Genomic DNA, 19,556 nt, shown 5'->3' with positions numbered 1-19,556 from the left:
AGCGATGAGCTTCTCATAAAAAGGATACCTTTTCGGTATCCTCTCTCAACTTATGGACGGAGGTGCAGGCTGTGTTTACCAAAGAGAAATGGAAGAGATTTCTCTGTGATAAAAAATGGTTTTTGCTGGCCTTGATCCCAGCGGCCGCGCTGCTGTGGTGCTGTTTTCTCTATATCCGCATGACCCAGACCCCCTTGAAGAATCTGGACATCAGTCCTGCCTCCGATCCGGCCTCCTGGCACTTCACCCTGGCCGATGGCACAGAGGTTTCTCCCCAAGGCGAAAACCTGCTCCTTCCCCCGGATACCGTTCTATATTGCAGCCGGGACCTGTCCCAGCTGGATTTTCCCCTCACCCCCACATCCATCCTCGCAATGAACCGTTTTGGCTGTGATGCCGCTATTTTATCCGACGGAAAGCTTCTGGCCGACCCCTCCCTGCGGTATCACCCCCAGGAAGGACATTTTGATGCAGGAAATCAGCCCGCCATGTACCCCGCCATGTACAGCGATATCATCACTCTGGGCTCTGCTCAGGAACTGACTTTGGTTCTGTCCTATCCCGGTGGAATGGCCTCCATCCGCCAGCTGCCCTCCCTGGTTCTGTACCCGAATCTTACAGCTTATCAAAGCCAGGCCATGGCCTCCACCGCCCAGGATGCTTTGCCGGCGGGAGTGCTTCTGGCGGCCGCCCTGTTTCTGGTCGGGCTCTTCTTCTTGCAACTCTACCACGGCAAGGCCGACGCCAGCCTGCTGCCCCTTTCCCTGCTGGCCTTGTCCTTCGGTCCGGAGCGTGCCGTCTCCTACAGCGCCTATGACATCTGGTTCCTGCAAAGCCCTCTGGTGCTGGTGGGTCTGCAAATGCTCCCTCTGGTGCTCAGTTTGTGGGTCCTTTGGTACCATCTGGCGGGAAGAGTCCGGAAATGGGGAGTCTTGCTGCCCGCTCTCGGCACTTTGGGCATGGCAGTCGGTCTTGTGTGGCGGCTTTTCGACAACCAGGGCGGTTCTGTATGGACCAATCTGCTCCTGAGCCGTCTGCTTCCTCTGGCTCTGCTTGTCTCCCTGCTGCTTTGTGCCCACCAAGCCCGCCGGGGCATCGCCTATTACCGGCACTTTTTCCTGCTGGGCGGCGTTCTTCTCCTGTTTTTTGCCCTTTGTGTCCTTTTCTCCCTGGCCGGAGATGGCTCTTTGTGGTCCTATCTTTGCTCTCTGTGGCAAAACACACGGATGCTCCGCAGCTTTTTCTATCTGGCCCGCTTGGTGAACCATCTTCTGCTGCTTCTTTTCTTCCTGCTGGCGGCGTATGACTTTGTGCAAAGTGTGGTGCGCCGAAACAGTGAATTGCAGCTTCTGACGGTGCAGAACCACTATGCCTCGGAACACGCTGCCTACCTTCGCCGTTCCCTGGACGAAACCTATGCCATGCGCCATGAGATCCTTCACCATATGAACGCCCTGTCGGCCTTTTGCCAGGAAGGGGATCTCCAGCGGGTGCAGCAATATGTGGAGCATTTCACCGGACAGATCCGCCAGGCCCCCGGCCGGTATACCGACCATCCCCTCATCAACGCCCTGGTGTCCTATTGCCAGATCCAGGCCCAGAAACTGGATGCTTCCTTTCAGGCCTCGGTGCAGGTTCCCCAACACATCGGCATTGTTGATGCCGACCTGGCCGTGCTTTTGTCCAATATGATCGACAACGCCCTGCACGCTGTGGCGGCCTTGCCCGATCCCCAGGAACGCAGTATCCGGCTGAAAGTGGAGATTTTCGAAAATGCCGGCCTTTTCGTCAGCTGTACCAACAGTTTCTCCGGCGATCTCCAGCGAGATGAACAGGGCGATCCCCTTTCTCCCCGGCGCCACGAAGGCCATGGCCAGGGCATCAAAGCCATGCGCCGGGTGGCCGAGCAATACAACAGTGTGCTCATCATCGAAACCCAGGACAATCTGTTCCATGTGAAGTCTTACCTCTATTTTCAGGAAGGCCCCTCTCAAGCAGAAGCATAACAAAAAACAGGCCATTTCTTCTCAATAAGAAGAAATGGCCTGTTCCACATACTGCACAACAGCTTTCTGCACTTCATAACGATATTGCCGCCCCAGTGGGATGGCATCGCCCCCATGGAGCAGGATCTGGCTGGTGCTCACCCGCACTTCCTGCACCTGGGCCAGGTTCACCAGATACCCTTTGTGACACCGGACAAATTTTTCCGCCCCCAGCTTTTGCTGGACCTGAAGCAATGTGGCCCGCAAACACAAGGGTTCCCCCTTGTCCCCCAACCGGATGAGCACATAATGCCCTGTGGACTCGACATAGAGGATCTGCTGCAGCTGAAGAATCTTCATGTCTCCGGTGGTTTCCAGCAAAACGGTCTCCAGGCGGGGCAGCACCCGGCCAATGGCCTGATCCAATGTGTCCTTCTCCACCGGCTTGAGCAAGTAGTCATCGGCTTTGACCTTGTAGCCATCGATGGCATAATCCCGGCTGGCGGTGATATAAATCAGTTTGCCCCGATACCCTCTTTGCCGAAAAGCCTGGGCCAACTGAATGCCGTTGCGTTCTTCCATCAGGATATCCAGCAAAAAAAGGTCGTACTGGATCTGCGTCTGCTGCAGCTTGTCCAGCAGGCTTTCCGGGTCGAAGAACAGATCCACCTGTGCTTCGATCTCCCGCTGGGCCATGATCTCCTGGGTCATACGGCCGATAAGATGTGCTTCTTCCTGATTGTCGTCGCAAACCGCAATATGATACATCTTATCACCATCCTTCACCCGATCCAGGCCACTATCCAACCCCCTTCCGTTTCTTCTTCCAGGAAAGGGGAGCTTTTACATTACCGTACATTGTATCGGTTTTGCAAAACGATGTCAAGAAAAAGGGCGAGAGATCGCAGTCTCTCGCCCTTTTTGTCATAAATCTAGTTTTGGAGGTTCATCCAGCTTTTCCGGCACATATTTGCCATTCTTTTTCCGCTGGCGGACGCATTCGGTGAGGAGATACTCGATCTGACCGTTCACCGAGCGGAAATCGTCTTCGGCCCAGGCGGCAATGGCGGCATAGAGCTCGGGGGGCAGGCGCAGGGGAACCTGCTTTTTCTCTTCGGCCATGGTTTAATACAGACTGCCGGAATTGACCACCGGCTGGGCATCCCGATTGCCGCAGAGCACCACCAGAAGGTTGGAAACCATGGCAGCTTTCCGTTCTTCATCCAGCTGCACCACATGGTTTTCTCCCAGCCGCTCCAAGGCCATTTCCACCATGCCTACCGCGCCGTCCACGATCATCTTCCGGGCGTCGATGATGGCGCTGGCCTGCTGACGCTGGAGCATTACTGCGGCGATCTCCGGCGCATAGGCCAGATAGGTGATCCGGGCCTCGATGACCTCCAGTCCGGCATCCGACACCTTGCTCTGGATCTCCTCCTTGATGCGCTGGGCCACCACTTCGCTGGAGCCCCGCAGGCTACCCTCATCGGCCACGCCGTCGCCGGTGGTATCCACCCCCGGCGCCACATCATAGGGATAGAGCCGCACGATGTTCCGCAGAGCGCTGTCACACTGAAGGGACAGATATTCCTTGTAGTTGTCCACATTGAACACCGCTTTGGCGGTATCGGTGACCCGCCACATGACGGCGATGCCGATTTCCACCGGATTGCCCAGGCAATCGTTGATCTTCTGCCGGTTGTTGTTCAGCGTCATGATCTTCAGGGAGATCTTTTTTCCGGCCGCTTCCGCACCGGTCGCAGCCACAGCGGTGGCTGCCAGAGCGCCGTTGCTTTGACCGTCCACATCCCCGCTCTGTTTCAGCCGGGTCTTGGCCGCCGGATTCACCCCGGTGCAGAAGGGGTTCACACAGTAAAATCCTTCTCCCCGGAGGGTACCCACATATTTGCCGAACAATGTGAGCACCAATGCTTCCTGTGGTTTGATGACCCTCAGTCCGCAAAGGAAGATCCATCCCAGACTGAGCCACGCAATGGAAAGAACCAGCACCAAACCGCCCGCCAGCACCCCTTCTCCCGTCCAAACGGCCCCCAGGATACCCAAACCGAGGGCCGCCACATAGCTCAGCAGCACCAAAAGCAAGACAGGCATTCCTTTTCTGCAATTTTTCAGGATCTTTTCTTCCATGAAAAACACCCTCTCTCTTTATGATATCAAAATCATATCATAATCAAATCATGCTGTCAAGCATGGAAGCGCGCCTTCACGGCCTGGCCGATGGCGGCCGAAGTAACGGTATGCAGCAGTGAGGAAGGCAGGGACAGTTCATAGGCCGGTTTGTTCCCATAAGGAATGTGATGGGGGATCAGGCGGGCCGGGATCTCTTCTGTGAAATCCAAAAGAGCAAACTCTCTGGCAGCCATGGAAACGGCCAGAAAAAGAGATTGTTCCCGCTGCATTTTCAAATATTTGTTGTCCCGTAAATGCATTTTGTGGCTTCTGGCCCAAAAGCCGGTGTAGTCGTTCATCAGCTCCAGCTTGCGGCTATAGCCGTTGCAGCTTACAGAGAAATCGCTGGAGGAGGAAGTTTTCACATTGCTCAATACCTTCCGGCCCTGGTCGGCCCCATCCAGACTGGCGTCCAGACCGGCGGCCCAGAATACCCGAAGGAACACATCCTCCACCAGCCAGGAGGCCACCAGGTCCTGGCCGTATTTCAAAGGGCTGCGTTGATCGGCCTGGTGGGTACAGGAGCACAGATTCTCATAGGTCTCTGAAAACTGCTCCCGCAGTTTCTGGAGATCCCCCTCCAAAATACAGATGTTATCCTCTGCATACCTATAACGCCGGGCCAGCTGAGACAGAGGCATCCCGAAAAAATCCGTCGCGCCAGAAAAAGCACCCATCTCGTTTCCTCCTTTGTTTTTGAAGATACCTCTATCATAGCAAACGCCAGACAAAGTGTCGAATTTTTCTTTTGGATCTGTTACAAAAAAACAAGCTGATCCCCCGGTTGCTAACAAATCAAAACAGCCCTTGGGCCAGTGCGGCCCAAGGGCTGAGCGTGTCGAAAAAGTGGCTTAGGCCACTTTTTCGAGTTTTTGCAAGGGGCTGTATGCACGCCTTTGGCGCACACTTGCCCCTTGAGAAGTACAAAAAGCCACGCACAGGTCGCGGCTTTTTGCGGATTGATAGGGGTAGGGCGGACGACCCTTTTCGTTATATAGGTTTTTCGACAGTCTGAGCCCTTGGGCCAGTGCGGCCCAAGGGCTGTTCAGCAAATCATCAAGCAGTCCCTGACAGCCTTCTATAACATCCCGCCAGGTCGCATCGAAGTCGCCGGTGCACCATGGGTCGGCTACTTCTCCGGGGCGGCTTGTAAAATCCATCAAAAGGTGCATTTTGTCGGCAAAGCCGCCACCACAGATCTGGTACATACTCCGGATATTGGCGTTCCTTTTTCAGCTTTGCAGCGCGGAGCTGTTCGGTCAGCTCATTGCTCTGGGATATAAAAATGTCAGGATCAATGAGACCCTGCTGTTTCAGCGTGGTCAACATTAGATTCTGACTGGAAAGTTCAGATATTTGTTTGTTCAACTCAATGACATCCAGGCTTCAGAGCATTCTGCGGCTGCGGATCGTCAGGAGACTGGTGATCATCTGGGAGAGGATTGGCTCTCCATGGTGCTTGAGGTTATAGTATCGTGATACACCCAACAAGCGAATTGTGCCGCATTCACCCGCAAAAAGATGTATTGTAGAATATCTTCGAGGTGAACTGTGATGTATGATTTCTCCTCTCCATTGGGAAATGCGGTGAAGAGCACATGTTATCAGCGCGGTCTGACCCAGCCTCAGGTAGCAGACATGGCGGATATCGATGTGCGAACCGTGATGAATATTGAGAACTACAAGGCAAATCCCAAGATGGAAGTGCTCTACCCTTTGATCCGTGCCCTCCGTATCGATGCCAGAAGCATTTTTAACCCTGAACTGCAGCGCGAAACTCCCGCTCTGCAACAGCTTCGGCTTATGATTGAGGAATGCAGTGAGCGGGAAGCCGAAGCGTTGATCCCGGTGGTGAAATCGGTCATTGCCGCACTCCGGACAAAGGACGCCATTGAGATTGGATGACTACATAAAAAACAGAGCCTGCTTTTCCCCGACAGGGGGATCAGCAGGCTCTGTGCTTTAAGCATCCGGCTCGTCGCTTAATACCATCTTCAGTTTTACCACATTGACCATGAATTCCTTTTTACATTTTGGACAGTATAGCGGGAATTTTACTAAAACCGTTTCTTCATATACTTTGACTTTCGTTTTGCTGCCGCACTGAGGACAGCAGATCCATTTTGACTCATACCGCATAGCAATCACCCATTTATTCGCAGTTACAAGTTAGATAATTGCAGTTGGTTTTTCTTCATTGATACCCAATCATTCTATGAAAACGCCGCCAATTTCGCCAGCAGATATGCCAGAGAACTATCATAGAAGATGAAATCATCGATCAGTCCGGCATTTTTTGCATCTATGACACGGCTGCATACGACAGACTGTTCCGGCCTGACCAGAAGCAGGATCTTGAGGTCCTGTTCAACCTGCCGAAGAGGTTGGCAGATCCCGACCGCCTGATCCATATCCGCCTGATCCACAATATCCAACATCACCACATCCGCATGAAAGATATCAACGCCGACCACAGCCTGCGGATAATGGAACTGGGCCGCCCACAGGAAGTCAAGCTCCGGTTTTGCATGGATGGCCGCTGACAACCCCTGTCCCAGCACCTTATTGGATGATATAAACAGCACTGTTTTCATGATCGGCACCCTCTATCCAATCCGATAAATACAGATGGCTTTCTGATCGCTCCCGCCTGCTCCGGCTTCCATGAGCCGAGCCTCCACAGCCGCGCCGCCTGACTCACGCCCAGGGGTCGGCGGACTTGGGGGTACGGACACCGGTGAGCAGATATTGCTCCCAGAGGAACCACTTTCCATCGCTACCCCGCTGTCGGAGTTTGATGGGGCGAGGGCTGTCCGCGCCGCCGCAGGGGATAAACAGTTTCATATAGCCCTGCTCCTCACCGGAAACATGGTTGCTTTCCACCCGGATGGTATAGGGCTGGGCGGGTGTATAATTGTTGTCGGGGGTAGAGCCGGCGAAGTAGGTGAAGGGAAGGTAGGTTTTTCCGTCACGGAAGCGGTCGTTTAAGAAGGATATCTCCTGTCCGTTCAAAGGACGGGGCCCCCGCAGCCAATTCAGCATATCCGTGCCGATCTGCCGGTCAGCGGCATAGGCGCACAGGGCCAGCACGGTCAGCGCCGCCGTCTGAAAGGGGGTGTCAAGGGCCGCCTCCGGGAGAGCCTGCAGCTGGGCAAGGCTCTCAGGGAGTGCCGCGAAGGTAAAGGTTTCCCGCTTGTTTCCAATGGCTGTGGCTGCCGTCGCCGCAGCATCCACGGCGGACTGCTTTAGCTTGTCAAAAATACTCATACAAATACTCCTTTCACGCCTGTCCCACACTCGTGCGCCTGATGTTCTCTCAGCCATAGGTGCGTATCAGATCCATACAGGTCATGCCCTCGCCAAAAAAGGGTGGACACACACCGGTTTCACGATCCTGCTGGATATGGAGAGATTCGCCGGAGGGGTCGATCAGCACCGGGAAGCTGCCGCTCATGCGGGTGCCCGCGCCGTCCGAGAGGTCCAGATACAGGCAGTCGCCCTCCATACGCCAGATGCCGGAATATGAGTATGCATACTCCTGCCCATCCTCCGGCTGATGATAGAGATCGATGCGTCCGGAATAGTCCGGGTCGCTGTCGCCCCAGCTGAACTCCATGTACCAGCGCTCGCAGGTCCAATTTGTGTAAGCCAGCCCCCAGTCTGTGGGCGGCAACCAGTCCTCGGGGTAGTCCAACCCGGTCACATAGCCCCAGATGCCGAAATCCATCAGCATGGGAAGGTCGCTCTCCCCGGTGGGCACGATGGGAATGCCGTATTCATCGGCCAGCGGGAGCCACTCCACCTCCACGCCATCGTTTGTCACAAGGACGATCTCCGTGTCCGGTTCATCCCGCCATTGCTCATAATTTACGAATATCAGTACAGGCTGGGCACACTCTTCCCGGTAGAGCACCTCACCCGGTACAGGCCGAACGCCGTTACCGAGAGATTCCCAGGTGACATGGTTCACGGCAAGGCTGGTAATCTCATCCCGGGGAACGATGCAGAATAAATCCCCCCAACCTGCGCCGAGGATATGTTCGGCTGGTATATGCAGCAGAAACGGCATCGCCTCGACCAATCCGGCACAATTCTCCACCAGCCAGTCCGACAGCGGGGTGGAGTCCTCCTGCTTCCTGTGTCCCAGATAGGCGACCGCGCCGGCGTACTGGTCATCGTATGCCATGGCGTCATGCAACAGGTTCAGGGACTCCTCCGCCAATTCCGCCTCCGCTGTTTCTTCCCCGCTGCCGGAGAACACACCCACCCCGGAATCTTTTCCTCCCTTGCTGCCAGAAAGGGTGCCCATCGCACCGTCCGTTTCCGTTTCAACGGGCGGTGTGTCTTTTCTTCCGCAGGCGCACAGGCCAAAGGCCAGCGCCATGCACAAAATCGCCGGGAGAAAGCGGCGCCGGAGCAAATTCATCATCATCTGGCCTCCTTCTCAGAATGTCCCGCTGCGGCCGCTGCCGCCGCCCCCGCTTTCGCTGTAGGTGCTGCCGCCGCTGTCGCCCGAGCTCTCTTTCTGGATCTTGGTGCGTGTTTCGGTGGTATGGGTGTACCGGTCGTACTGCTTTGTCAGGTGTAAGCCGCCAGCGGTGATGTACGCATCGGCTTCCGCCTTTTGATGGACGGACTTCATCTTACGCAGCAGACATAGGCAAACCGTCCCTGCGGCCAGACAGGAGCATCCTGCTGAAATGACGAACCAGATCCAGTAAGGACGGCGCACCGGCTTGCCGGCGTCGGCCTTCGTCAGATATTCGTCACAGGCGTCCAGATAATGGGAAATGCCGCCGTACCAGTCGTTTTCCCCAAAATCACCCAGGAATCGTTCTTCCAGCTTCTCCTGCCCATATTCATCAAAGGCATACTCGGCGTATTCGCCGTAGACGAACATGGCATAGTTCCGCTTGGCCATGCTCAGGAGCACGATGATCCCATCCCGCCCGCTGCCCATACCGAGCTCATTGCCGTGGTAGAGCTGATAGGTGACCTCATAGACACTGCCGTTCCCGTATTCCGTGTAATCATCTACAAGAGCAAAATAAACGCCGCAATCCTGCTTTTGGGAAATAGCTTCGGCCCGTTCCTCCAGTTTTTTCCACTTCTCATAGGGAAGAAGGTCTGCAGCATCAAATACATACTGCATCGTGCCGCTGCCCTGCACCGGTTCTTCCACACCGGCATCCTCGCCGGAGCCGGCCGGCGGGCAATTTGTGAGGATGTAATCCTCCGCCGATTCCGCCATGGCGTCCACTACCTGTGTCAGCGCCACGGCGCTCATGGTCATGTCCTCGCCGTTCCACGCCCGCGCCGCCATATAAGGCTGTACCGCATCGTAAACGGCATCGGACAATTCCTGGCTGCTGCCCCGCTCATCGCTCAGTCTGGCGTAGACGCACCAGTCATTTTCGTCAACCATCTTGTAGGTATCCCCATCCTGCGGTTCCAGCAGAATGGTCAGCGTAACGCCCTCCTTGTGCTCGCCATAGCCGTAATCATATTCCTCATAGATTCCCGCGGCGGCGTCGCCAAGTTCGTCATAGCTGTTTTGGGTCAATACATCCACCCGCAGATCAAGGCCCAGCGCCTGGGAGAGCTGGGGGAGGGTCTGTTCTCCCTGCATGGTCAGCTCCTGCGATCCCAAGGATTCCGTTTCGTCATAGATCACGCCGTACTCCATTGCCGCCATTGCGGGAGTGCAGAGGGACAGGGCCAACAGGAACGCCAGCGCGAGAGCAGTATATGCTTTCTTCATATCCGGTCCGCCTCCTTTCTCACGGCAATAGGACCAGCGCCGAACTGATCAAAGATAGGGGGACGGCGATGGCGGCAAACAGCCCCCAGAACTTCCCCCAGCTGACCGGCAGATCGCCCACCAGCTTTCCGGTCTGTCCATTCATGGCAAAGAGGAAGTCCTTCCCATGCCATTTGGTATTCAGCATCCAGACGGGCATCAGGGCGTAATGCACCTTGCCCCTACGCAGGTGAACGCTGCTTTCTTTGAGAACGCAGAGGTCATAACGCTTCACTGTGCCGCGCAGCGCGGAGGCAAGGGTCCCCTCACAGCGCTGATCCGCCCGCTGCCGGCTCTGTTCCACCGTCACATCGAACTTATCGGCCAGGAAGCCGGGGAGATACGCGGTGGAAAAGGGCTTCAGCTCCTTGTAGTCATAGGGTTCAATGGAGTCCATGTGGCCGTCCGGCATCTTGCTGGAGGCGTCCACCGGCACCTTCTCAAAGGCGACGGTTCCGGCCCGGTAGACATCGTAGTGTTTCGTCTCCGTGATCTCGTAGTCGCCGGAGCGGTATGTACGGGAGCGGTCAGCCTCATAATGGGCGTCGCCCTCCGCCTCGCCGTCGAACATCCAGAAGGGAACATAGATCCCCCGAATCTCCTGCACATGATTTTCACCGGTAAAGCTTTTCGGCAGGAAAAACTTTCCTTTGTAGTGGGACTTGAGGGCCTTTACCGCATCTTCCTTGCTCAGCTTGAACGGAACGATGAAATCCGGCCGCAGTGCCCCGGAGAACTGGCCCGGCACCACGGTGGGGTTCCCGCAATAGGGGCAGGAGGTCGCCGCCGTGCTCTCCTCGCAGATGAGCTCCGCGCCGCAGCTGGGGCAGCTGTAGGCCCGCATACCGTCGCCCTCAGCCCCCCAATCCTCGCAAAAGTCAGAGGTGTCCCATGCGCCTCCATCCGTGGCCGGCGCGCCCTGTCCGGCGCCGCCTTCCTCCGCCGCCTGCTGGGCTTCTGCTGCTTTTTTTTCTTTCTCTGCGTAGAGCGCCTCGATCTCCGCCACATCGTAACTGGCACCGCAGTATTCGCACTCCAACCGGCCGGACGCACCGGAGAAATGCAGCGGTCCCGTGCAGCTGGGGCATTGATAATTTGTTACCTGTGTTGGCATCTGAAATTCCTCCTTCCCATGCCGACGCTGTAACGGTCTATGCCGAAACAGGCCGTAATCCGCAGAAGATCAGCCGAGCGGGTCGGTGAGCCAGCTGTCCAGCGTCAGGACGCACAGCTGCGCGTCGTACTTCGGCATAAACGGCAGGCTGACTTCGTTCTCCCCAGCGCCGATCACCATCTCCTCGCCGCTGGGACTCATCAAAATCGGATAAGTCTCCGAGATATAATACGGGCCGTCTGTAACGCCATAGTTGTCGCCGCCAACAAGGGACAGGCTGATGGTCACATAACTGGGCCCATCCATGACGGATGTGGTCGTCCAGAAACCGCTCCACACCTCTTCCCATGTCGTTTTAGAAGGATCGGCACCCTCGTATTCCCAATACAGTTCGACCGTTCCTCCCATCTCATCCTCGGGAAAGAACCACAGGTAGTAATTTGCCATACGGTCCGTATCCCATGCCACCGCCTGCGTTGTCCAGCTGCCGCCAAGCCCGGAGGCATATACGCCACTCCAGCCGTCTGCCAGCCACGGTGCAAGCTCGGAAGGAACGCCCTGCCATCCGTATTCCGTAAAGTCGAAGGAGAGGTAGTCTCCGTTTTCCGAGAAACATGGCGCGATGTGCCCCGTTGATGTATAGAGCTGCGGCTCCCACATGCAGCTGTTGCCTGCGCTGTCTACGATCTGGATCTGTATGTAGGACAGGTATGCGTATGCATCGTCCCCGCCGGCTGCAAAGATCAGCAGCGGATCTCCAGCTTCAGACCGGTAGAGAACCTCGATGACCTCTTCGGTATCTGATTCCGGATCCCACCGCATGCGATTGACGGAAACCGTCGCATTTTCATCCAGCGGCACGATACCGTACAGATGGCCTGAACTGCCAATGATGCGGGTTTCGTCGATCTCCGCAAGGAAGGGATATTTCTCCAGCATGGTCTGGTCTGCCGCTGACAGCCAATCGCCGGCTTTTTCCACATAGCCCAGATAAGCCGCGCCGAACATGGTCTGCGGAAAAGCCATTCTCTCCCGCAGCCAAACAAGAGATTGTTCCGCTTCCGCGGAGAATCCGGTCGGTGTCGGCTGCATATCCGATCCCCCGGCCCCCGGGCGCAGCTTTTTCGGCAGTTTCTGATCGGGCATACCAGTCTCACCATCGGCGCTTCGATTTGGTTCGTCTGTTCTCGCTTGCTGTTTTTGCTCGCAGGCACAGAGAGACAGCATCAGAACCAGTATTAGAAAAAATGCGATCACTCGTTTTGATGTCCTTTTCATAACTGCTCCTTTCAAATGTCACCGCTCCATACCATTGCGCAAACAGGGATCGCTCCGCCCCAAATGGGGCGGGAACGATCCCCATTCTGGTGTTATCCGATGCTGTCCGGCATAGGCTCCTCCGCATCGATCAGAGGCAGATACCAGCTGTCATAGAGATTGGGCAGATCCTCCTCATCCACATCCACCCAATAGGTCCCCCACGGGCGCAGGTAGATATCATAGTGGAATGCATTTCCGCCGTTTTCGTAATCACCGTCAATGTGGATCATGTCCCCATAGTCCACCAGTCCCGGGTCAACGATCCAGTCCCCGTGCTCCAGCGCAATATCCGTGAAGGCACCGCCCTCGGATGTCATGGTGCCATATATGCTGGTCCCATCATCACTGAGGCTGACCGATGCGGAGACCATCGGTTCCGACTTCGTGTAGTCCTCATCCCAGAGGGTGACAGTGCCCATTCCGTCTTCGCCGATATCAATGGCACCGCAGATGTCCCACCAGGCGCCCTCCAGATCCTCGTAGTCGCCTGAGCAGCCGGTCATGGTCCACCAGCCGTACCAGTCGCCGTTCCACCAGTCCAGCGGTATATCTCCGGTCCCACTATCCTGACCCGTACCGCTTCCCGCCGTTTCCCGGCTGAGTGTGGACGGATCGACGGTGATCTTACCGGTTTTGTCGCCGAATGCCTCCTCAAAGGTCACCTCGACCTTGCTGGTGGTATCCTCCAACACGAAGGCGGTTCTGAGTTCAAGGGTTTCACCCGGCGCGACATCCGTAAATTGACTGTCGATTACCGTGTCGTAGGAGTCGCTGTCCGTAAAGACAGTGGCGATGGCCAGCTCTGCGCCGTTCTGCATCACTGTTTCAGAGATGCACCAGACATAGGAGCTGCTGTCCTTGCTGTTGTTGGTAAAATCCAGCGTCAGGACCAGCGCGTCGTTTCCATCTGAGTCCTCCATGATACTGGCCCCTTTATAGAGCAGTTCATAATCTCCGAGTTTGATCAAATCGGACTCTGCCGGTGTGTCCTTGTCACAGGCGGCGAGGCTGAACAGCATCGCCACCGCAAGCAGGACGCAGAATAACCTCGTGCGTTTCATGTCAGATCCTCCTTAAAAGCCGCTGAGTTTGAATGCCACCAGTTCCATTGCGGACTCGTCTGCTCTGTCTTCGGTCATAATGGCAAGGATGCTGCCGTCAGCCAGCTTCACGCCGCCGCAGAACCAGGGATAGTCCGTGCCGAACAGGTCGCCGCCATCCGCCTCGCCGAGATAGGTGCCATCCTTGCTCCAAAGCACCACCTCACGCATATTTCCGTCCAGGGCCAGATAGCCATTTGCGGTCTGCGTAATAAAGGTAATGCTTCCCAGGCCGCCTCCGTCGGAATCTGCCAAAGTCATTTGCAGCGCACCATTGCTGTCATAGACAAACACCTTGTGACCGCTGCCATCCACGGCAGATCCGCAGACATAGATGTGGCTGTCGTCGATCAGCAGATGGCTGAGGTTATCCACTTCCTGGAATACCATGGGCTCCATCTTGAGAGCTCCGCCGGAGAGCGTGATCTTTTCACATTCCGGTCCGGAGAACCAGCTGACGCCCCAGGTCCCGGATGGGTGCATGGTGACGTGATCCGGGCCCTCATAGGACGCCGTCTGTGCGCCGTCCTTCCAGCTGATCAGCGGCTCCATAAAATTCGCCAGCCAGAGGGTCCCTGTGGTGTCGGCGGAAATATCCTCATATTCCGCGTCCAGCTCAATATCCTCCGCGAATTTCAAAGAGGCGCCGTCGTAATCGAAGCGCTTCAATTCTCCGTCCACCAGAAGGTAAGCCTGATCTCCTGTGACAGCAGCCGCGTGATTGAAGGTCTCCTTTGTGATGATGCAGTCTGTGATAGGCAGCCACTGGCTGCTGAGCGTGTGCGTACCCACCATGACGCTGCGGGGCTGGGCGGAAAAGGGCTCGCCCTCCCAGTACCAGGGGCCATCCTCGTTTCCGGTATCCTCCAGATGGATCGTCAGGCCGGAGAGCAGCTTGTCTACACGCTCATCCTCGTACTCGCCGATGATCTCCATAAATACGGTGGCTCCCGCGCCCTCCACCCGGTTCATATACCGCAGGCAGGGGGAACCCCAATAGTTTCCTTCTGCTTTGAGGCAATCGATGCCGCCGACGGGAGTAAGATCATAGGCCTGATCGACTGCATATTCGTACTCGTCAAAGCCGTAGCTGGTGAGGTAGTCCCGGAAGGTATACGGATCTTCCACGGAAACGCGGATCTCCGCATCGACGATGCTTCCATCCTCTCCTTCCTTGGGAAGCGTCAGGATGATCTTGGAGGATGTTTCATCGTCATGAAAGTCGTCCTCCTCATAGACCCAGCCGTCCGCCTCATCGTAAGTAAGATCCCACAGATTTGTATGGATCGTTGTTCCGCTTCCCGCTTCCACAGGAGACTTTGTCTTCTCGGTTCCTTCCGATGTCGAGCCGGGCTCCGGGTTGTCCTTGCCGCAGGCAGTGAGGCTGAACAGCATCATCGCCGCGAGAAGCAGACACGATATCTTTGACTTGTTTTTCATGGCGATTCACCTCTTTTTATTTCTATTTTTTGTCGGCAAAAAACGGAGTCAGCAGCTCGGCAACCTTGCTGATGGGCATGGTCTGCAAAATAACCTTGCCAGGCCCTCTGACAACGGTATTAAAAATACCCTCTCCGCCCAGCAGCATATTTTTGACGCCCTTGACCGCTACCACATCCATAGTGCAGCTCTCCTCCATGGCCGCCAGGTACCCTGTGCTGATCACCAGTTCCTGCCCAGCACTCAGTTCATACTCTGCTGCATGTCCGTCGATCTCGATAAAGGCGGTTCCGCTCCCGCTCAGCCGCTGCATGATGAAGCCTTCGCCTCCAAACAGCCCTTTCCCCAGTTTTTTCTGGAAGTACATGGATAGTTCCACGCTCTCCTCGGAGGCAAGAAACGCACTTTTCTGCACGATCATGGACCGGCCTGCGCTGATCTGCAGGGCCTTGATGGCTCCGGGAAAGCTGGACGCGAAGGCGATGATCCCGTCCCCGCCCTCTGCGGTGAACTTGTTCTGGAATGCGGAATCGCCGGACACCAGCCGCCCCAGCATCTTCTTCATACCGCCTCCGGTGGTGGTTTCCATTTTCATATTTGGGCTCATCCAGCTCATGCTGCCGCTCTCCGTGATCATGGATTCGCCTGGGGACAATTCACATACGACGACCGGCAGATTTTCTCCTAAAACTTCATACTTCTTCATGGTGAAGCTCCTTTCGTTTTCGTCGTTTTCTATTGCTCCAAGGTATTCTTATCTGTTGATTGCGCCGCCGCAAAACTCGCAGCAGCCGCTGGCATCCGGTGTGGTGGTCGCCCCGCAGTACGGACAGGTCACCGCCGCCTTGGGTGCTGCGGCTGCGGCCGCTTCCTCCCGCGCCTGCTGCCGGACCTGCAGCAGCGCATCCCGGATCTCACAGCCCATTTCCTCATATTGCCGGTATTCCACGCTGGAGCGCACCTCATCCGCGTTGGAGGTCAGGGAGCCGCCGCCTATTCCGCCGGCTTTAGCCCGGAGACCCCCGCGGGGTCTGCGCATGGCGTCGGGTCCATCCAGCAGTGTTTCCTCATCGTTATCCACTGAGCTGCTGTTGAGCTGGAAGCGGATCTCGCTGAAATAGGGATTGTTGACGTTGATCACGATGTAGAAATCGTAGGAATAGGCATACCGTTTGGGATTAAAGCTCTGCCGCTCTCCATCCTTATCCCTGTATTCGATCTCCGTCCTGCTCTCGTCGATGTCCAACTTGCAGCCGGTCACATCGGAGAAGGACAGCACATCCGGATTGGCCTCCTCCCAATTTCTGGCGGAGGTGACCATAAACAGACCCGCATCCTCGTCCAGCAGCACCTTGGTGCGCTCACCCAGAGTACGGGTGGTGCGAAAAGAGGATACCTTGGCTTGATTGGCCTCCCGGTAGGCCAGCTGCTCCTGGATCTCCGCCACCGTGCTCTGGCGGCGGTCGCTGAACCAGGGAGAGAGCTTGGCGGCGCATTCCTTGCACAGATTGCCGTCCTCCAGCTTGCGGTTACCCAGCAGCCCGATCTCGCCGCCGCAGACCGAGCATTCCTTTTTATCAAATAGTTTTCCAAAGAGCCCCATCATCTGCACCCCTTTCTGAAGCCGCTTACGCGGCACCCTTCATCTGCATGGCGCCGTAGGCATACAATCCCGGCAGCAGAAGGTTGAGCACCAGACTGGTGATGCTGAACTGGCCTCCGCCTACAAGGCCGATGATGATGGAGATGATTGCTAAGATTGCAATGATAATGCCCCATTTGACACAGGAAGCGGCCTTCTGGGGTGCGCTGCAGGCCCCGATGCCCTTAATGCCTGCGATAAACTGGATCACAGAGTCCACAGTTACAAGAATGGAGCTGGCATAGAGCAGGCCGGTATCCTCCGCGCTCCCCGACAGGGCTACCAGGGCGCTGACGCCGAGAATGGCGATGACGCCGGCGATGGCGGCGATGACGCCGCCGATGATCATGAGAATGGATGTGACTTTCAAAATCTTCTGACCTTTCATTTGTAGTACCTCCTATGTTCTGTTTTTATGGATCGATTTGCGTACTATGGCTGTTCATCCAGCAGGCACAGGGCCAGCTCTGTAAAATACGCCCGGAGCTGCTTCGCTGTTTCCTGATCCAATTTCTTCTGCTGCTGTTTGCCGTCAGAGTAATAGATGGTGCAGGCCGGCTTTTCCGAGCTGCCGTCCGGCTGCTGCTCCAGACGGATCCCCTCCGCAAACGCGGTGAAGGCATCCCACTCCTCATCTGACACAGCCCAGTCACTCCAGACCTCCTGCTTCCGACCGGACGGGGTAAACCTGGCCCGGAGGATATATGGGGCGTCCTCTCCGTACACAACAGACGAACCCCGGTCGAATTGGAAGGAATAGCCCTTGGAGAAGAGAGCCCCGGACTGCCCCATATAGAAGCCGCTCAGCTCCGGCGGGGCATAGCGGGGGATCTCCCGTCCAATGGGGTCGGCCAGCTCCTCCAGCAGAGCGATCAGCGTATGGATACGGCGGTCGTTTGGCGGATCATAACGGATGCTCCGTGTTCCGTCTTCTGTACTCCAGGTCAGGATCAGGCTGGTGGAGTCCCCGCCATCCATGACTTCGATCCCCGGTGGCAGCTTCACCTCAAGCCGGTTTTCCGAGATGGGCTCCATCAGCGGGTAGAGCTCCAGAATGATCTGCTCCACATCCGACCACTGAGCCGCGGTGATGGGGACATTCTCTTTGGTAGACGGGTGATACCAGTCCTCGTCCTCCGCCGTATCTGGATCAAGGGCCGGATAATAGCTTGTTTCCAGAATGACCTCCGGCGAAAGCGTGATGGCAAAATCCGCTCTGGCAACCATGCCGCTGGTGTGGCTGTATGTGACGCCGGTCAAGGTACCGGGCGGCACGGCAGATTTCTTCTGTATGGATGAATCACCTCCCTGATGACCTCTGAAACAATATCCCGCAGCCGCCAGAAGCAGGAACAGACCTACAACAGAAAATACGACGGTTTTTCTTCCCCGGGTCATCCCTGCACATCGCCATCGTCAAAGGGATCGCCGCACTCCGGGCAGAACTTGGGCGGATGGGCGGGATCATCCGGCTCCCAGCCGCATTTGTCGCATTTGTACTGGGGTACGCCAGCGGGCTTTTTCGCCCCGCACTCCGCGCAGAATTTCCCTTTGTTCACCGCACCACAGGAACAGGTCCAGCCGTCCGCTGCGGGCCGGGGCTTGCCGCACTCTGGGCAGAATTTTCCGGTGACGGCTGCACCGCAGGTACACTGCCAGCTCTCTGCTGCCGGCTTGGGCTCCGGCTTTTTGCTGCCGCAGTTAGGGCAGAAGCTGCCGGTGATGCCGCTTTGTCCGCAGGCGCAGGTCCAGCCAGGGGCGGCAGGCGGGGGCGTGGGTACAGGTTCGGGTGCGGGCTGAGCCTGCTGCTGCGCGCCCATCTGATAGAGATTCTGGGCGTTCATTCCGCCCATCTGTCCAGCCATCCCCATGCCCATAAAAGCCATAGCGGGACCGGCATTGGGGTTGCTGGCCGCGGACTGCATGGCGCTGGCCTGTGCGCCCACCAGATGGGCCGCCGCCCGGGTTGGGTCCATAAAGGCCGCGTTGCGCTGCAGCTCCTTAATCATCTGCTCGTCTTCCTCATTGGCCTTGACGCTGGAGACGCCAAAGGAAACGATCTCCATGCCCCGCAGGTCCCGCCACCGGGAGGAGAGCTGCTCGTTGAGGGCTTCTGCCAGCTCCAGGGTGTGGCCGGGGAGAGCGGAGTAACGGATACCCATTTCCGAGATCTTTGCGAATGCGGGCTGCAGGGCGGTGAGCAGCTCCGTCTTCATCTGCCCCGCGATCTGCTCGGTCTTAAAGTCCTCGCTGACGTTGCCGCAGACATTGGTATAGAACAGCATGGGGTTTTTCAGGCGGATGCTGTACTCGCCGAAGCAGCGGATGGCGATATCGATGTCGATACCCGCCCGCTGGTCCACCACCCGGAAGGGGACGGGGCTGGGGGTTCCGTACTTGTTGCCGGTGAGCTCCTTGGTATTGAAATAGTAGATGCGCTGGTCCTTGGGGGCCTCTCCGCCGAAGGTGAAACGCTTGCCGATGTTCTGGAACACGCCCTTGATGGATTCCCCCAGATCGCCGGTGAAGAGGCTGGGCTCGGTGGACATATCGTAGGTGTACTCGCCCGGCTCGGCGCACATATCCACCACCTTGCCCTGCTCCACGATGAGCATACACTGGCCGTTGGCCACGGCGATGACAGAGCCGTTGGTGATGATGTTGTCATCCCCCTTGGTGTTGCTGGAGCGGCCTGTGGCCTTCTTCTTTCCCTTTACCGCCAGCACATCCGCGGGGATGGCTTCACAGTAGAAGAATTCCTTCCACTGATCGGCCATCACGCCGCCGGCTGCGCCCAATGCAGCTTTGATCAGTCCCATAATGCAATCTCCTCTCTTGTTTTATTTGTTATGGTGTCAGGAATGTCCACCCATCCACCAGATACCCGTTTGTGTCGGTGATAGGCCAGAGGTACCAAAAATCTTCCCAGGGGCGCTTGATGTGCAGGCACAGGTTCCTTCTGCCC

The 19,556-nt window shown here is 56.6% G+C and carries 21 protein-coding genes; 2 read left to right on the top strand and 19 right to left on the bottom strand.

Annotated features, from left to right (window positions below; all coding sequences use genetic code 11):
• Nucleotides 1-71: 71 nt before the first annotated feature.
• Nucleotides 72-2,006 carry an ATP-binding protein gene (locus KQI26_RS15725; RefSeq protein ID WP_216503822.1) on the top strand — a complete coding sequence of 645 codons (1,935 nt, stop codon included), beginning with the start codon at nucleotides 72-74 and terminating at the stop codon, nucleotides 2,004-2,006.
• A gap of 21 nt (nucleotides 2,007-2,027) precedes the next feature.
• Here KQI26_RS15725 and KQI26_RS06710 read toward each other — a convergent pair whose 3' ends face one another.
• The 5 genes from KQI26_RS06710 to KQI26_RS15720 form a co-directional block, all read right to left on the bottom strand.
• Nucleotides 2,028-2,753, bottom strand: coding sequence for a LytTR family DNA-binding domain-containing protein (locus KQI26_RS06710; RefSeq protein ID WP_216503821.1), 726 nt, complete (start codon nucleotides 2,751-2,753; stop codon nucleotides 2,028-2,030).
• Nucleotides 2,754-2,909: 156 nt separating this feature from the next.
• Nucleotides 2,910-3,107, bottom strand: coding sequence for a PTS ascorbate transporter subunit IIC (locus KQI26_RS06705; protein WP_216503820.1), 198 nt, complete (start codon nucleotides 3,105-3,107; stop codon nucleotides 2,910-2,912).
• Nucleotides 3,108-3,110: 3 nt separating this feature from the next.
• Nucleotides 3,111-4,133: an SPFH domain-containing protein gene (locus KQI26_RS06700; RefSeq protein ID WP_216503819.1), complete on the bottom strand. Its 1,023-nt coding sequence runs from the start codon at nucleotides 4,131-4,133 to the stop codon at nucleotides 3,111-3,113.
• A gap of 56 nt (nucleotides 4,134-4,189) precedes the next feature.
• A complete protein-coding gene (locus KQI26_RS06695; protein WP_216503818.1) occupies nucleotides 4,190-4,852 on the bottom strand; it encodes a hypothetical protein in 663 nt (220 codons plus the stop codon).
• 174 nt (nucleotides 4,853-5,026) lie between these two features.
• Complete coding sequence (locus tag KQI26_RS15720; protein ID WP_371744101.1) at nucleotides 5,027-5,383, bottom strand: hypothetical protein; 357 nt, start codon at nucleotides 5,381-5,383, stop codon at nucleotides 5,027-5,029.
• Nucleotides 5,384-5,762: 379 nt separating this feature from the next.
• On the opposite strand from KQI26_RS15720, the gene KQI26_RS06685 reads away from it, so the two are divergent.
• Nucleotides 5,763-6,080: a helix-turn-helix transcriptional regulator gene (locus KQI26_RS06685; protein ID WP_371744100.1), complete on the top strand. Its 318-nt coding sequence runs from the start codon at nucleotides 5,763-5,765 to the stop codon at nucleotides 6,078-6,080.
• A 57-nt stretch (nucleotides 6,081-6,137) separates the two neighbouring features.
• Here the strand turns inward: KQI26_RS06685 and KQI26_RS06680 are convergent, their stop codons facing one another.
• The 14 genes from KQI26_RS06680 to KQI26_RS06615 all read right to left on the bottom strand — a co-directional run bounded on the left by KQI26_RS06680 (nucleotide 6,138) and on the right by KQI26_RS06615 (nucleotide 19,410).
• Nucleotides 6,138-6,314 (bottom strand): cysteine-rich KTR domain-containing protein, encoded by a 177-nt coding sequence (locus KQI26_RS06680; protein WP_216503817.1) that lies wholly within the window; start codon nucleotides 6,312-6,314, stop codon nucleotides 6,138-6,140.
• Nucleotides 6,315-6,388: 74 nt separating this feature from the next.
• On the bottom strand, nucleotides 6,389-6,769 hold the full coding sequence (locus KQI26_RS06675; protein WP_216503816.1) for a hypothetical protein: 381 nt from the start codon (nucleotides 6,767-6,769) through the stop codon (nucleotides 6,389-6,391).
• 103 nt (nucleotides 6,770-6,872) lie between these two features.
• On the bottom strand, nucleotides 6,873-7,442 hold the full coding sequence (locus KQI26_RS06670; protein ID WP_216503815.1) for a hypothetical protein: 570 nt from the start codon (nucleotides 7,440-7,442) through the stop codon (nucleotides 6,873-6,875).
• Nucleotides 7,443-7,491: 49 nt separating this feature from the next.
• Entirely contained in the window at nucleotides 7,492-8,604 is a 1,113-nt protein-coding gene (locus KQI26_RS06665) for a hypothetical protein (protein ID WP_216503814.1), read from the bottom strand.
• Nucleotides 8,605-8,619: 15 nt separating this feature from the next.
• Nucleotides 8,620-9,936, bottom strand: a complete 1,317-nt coding sequence (locus tag KQI26_RS06660; RefSeq protein WP_216503813.1) for a TPM domain-containing protein — start codon at nucleotides 9,934-9,936, stop codon at nucleotides 8,620-8,622.
• A gap of 19 nt (nucleotides 9,937-9,955) precedes the next feature.
• On the bottom strand, nucleotides 9,956-11,089 hold the full coding sequence (locus tag KQI26_RS06655) for a hypothetical protein (RefSeq protein ID WP_216503812.1): 1,134 nt from the start codon (nucleotides 11,087-11,089) through the stop codon (nucleotides 9,956-9,958).
• A gap of 69 nt (nucleotides 11,090-11,158) precedes the next feature.
• Nucleotides 11,159-12,367 (bottom strand): hypothetical protein, encoded by a 1,209-nt coding sequence (locus KQI26_RS06650; protein ID WP_216503811.1) that lies wholly within the window; start codon nucleotides 12,365-12,367, stop codon nucleotides 11,159-11,161.
• A 92-nt stretch (nucleotides 12,368-12,459) separates the two neighbouring features.
• Nucleotides 12,460-13,428: a DUF5067 domain-containing protein gene (locus KQI26_RS06645; RefSeq protein ID WP_216503810.1), complete on the bottom strand. Its 969-nt coding sequence runs from the start codon at nucleotides 13,426-13,428 to the stop codon at nucleotides 12,460-12,462.
• A 54-nt stretch (nucleotides 13,429-13,482) separates the two neighbouring features.
• Nucleotides 13,483-14,949, bottom strand: coding sequence for a hypothetical protein (locus tag KQI26_RS06640; protein ID WP_216503809.1), 1,467 nt, complete (start codon nucleotides 14,947-14,949; stop codon nucleotides 13,483-13,485).
• A gap of 22 nt (nucleotides 14,950-14,971) precedes the next feature.
• Nucleotides 14,972-15,655: a TIGR00266 family protein gene (locus KQI26_RS06635; protein WP_216503808.1), complete on the bottom strand. Its 684-nt coding sequence runs from the start codon at nucleotides 15,653-15,655 to the stop codon at nucleotides 14,972-14,974.
• Nucleotides 15,656-15,703: 48 nt separating this feature from the next.
• Nucleotides 15,704-16,555 (bottom strand): DUF4428 domain-containing protein, encoded by an 852-nt coding sequence (locus KQI26_RS06630; protein WP_253292714.1) that lies wholly within the window; start codon nucleotides 16,553-16,555, stop codon nucleotides 15,704-15,706.
• 22 nt (nucleotides 16,556-16,577) lie between these two features.
• Nucleotides 16,578-16,979, bottom strand: coding sequence for a hypothetical protein (locus tag KQI26_RS06625; protein ID WP_216503807.1), 402 nt, complete (start codon nucleotides 16,977-16,979; stop codon nucleotides 16,578-16,580).
• Between the two features lie 44 nt (nucleotides 16,980-17,023).
• On the bottom strand, nucleotides 17,024-17,866 hold the full coding sequence (locus KQI26_RS06620) for a hypothetical protein (RefSeq protein WP_216503806.1): 843 nt from the start codon (nucleotides 17,864-17,866) through the stop codon (nucleotides 17,024-17,026).
• Nucleotides 17,867-17,985: 119 nt separating this feature from the next.
• Nucleotides 17,986-19,410 (bottom strand): SPFH domain-containing protein, encoded by a 1,425-nt coding sequence (locus tag KQI26_RS06615; RefSeq protein ID WP_216503805.1) that lies wholly within the window; start codon nucleotides 19,408-19,410, stop codon nucleotides 17,986-17,988.
• Nucleotides 19,411-19,556 lie beyond the last annotated feature (146 nt).

It is taken from the genome of Intestinimonas sp. MSJ-38 (assembly GCF_018917925.1).
In the GTDB taxonomy this organism is placed as follows: Bacteria; Bacillota; Clostridia; order Oscillospirales; family Butyricicoccaceae; genus Pseudobutyricicoccus.
Note: the sequence above shows the minus strand (reverse complement) of the source record. Positions and strands in the feature narration are given on the sequence as shown.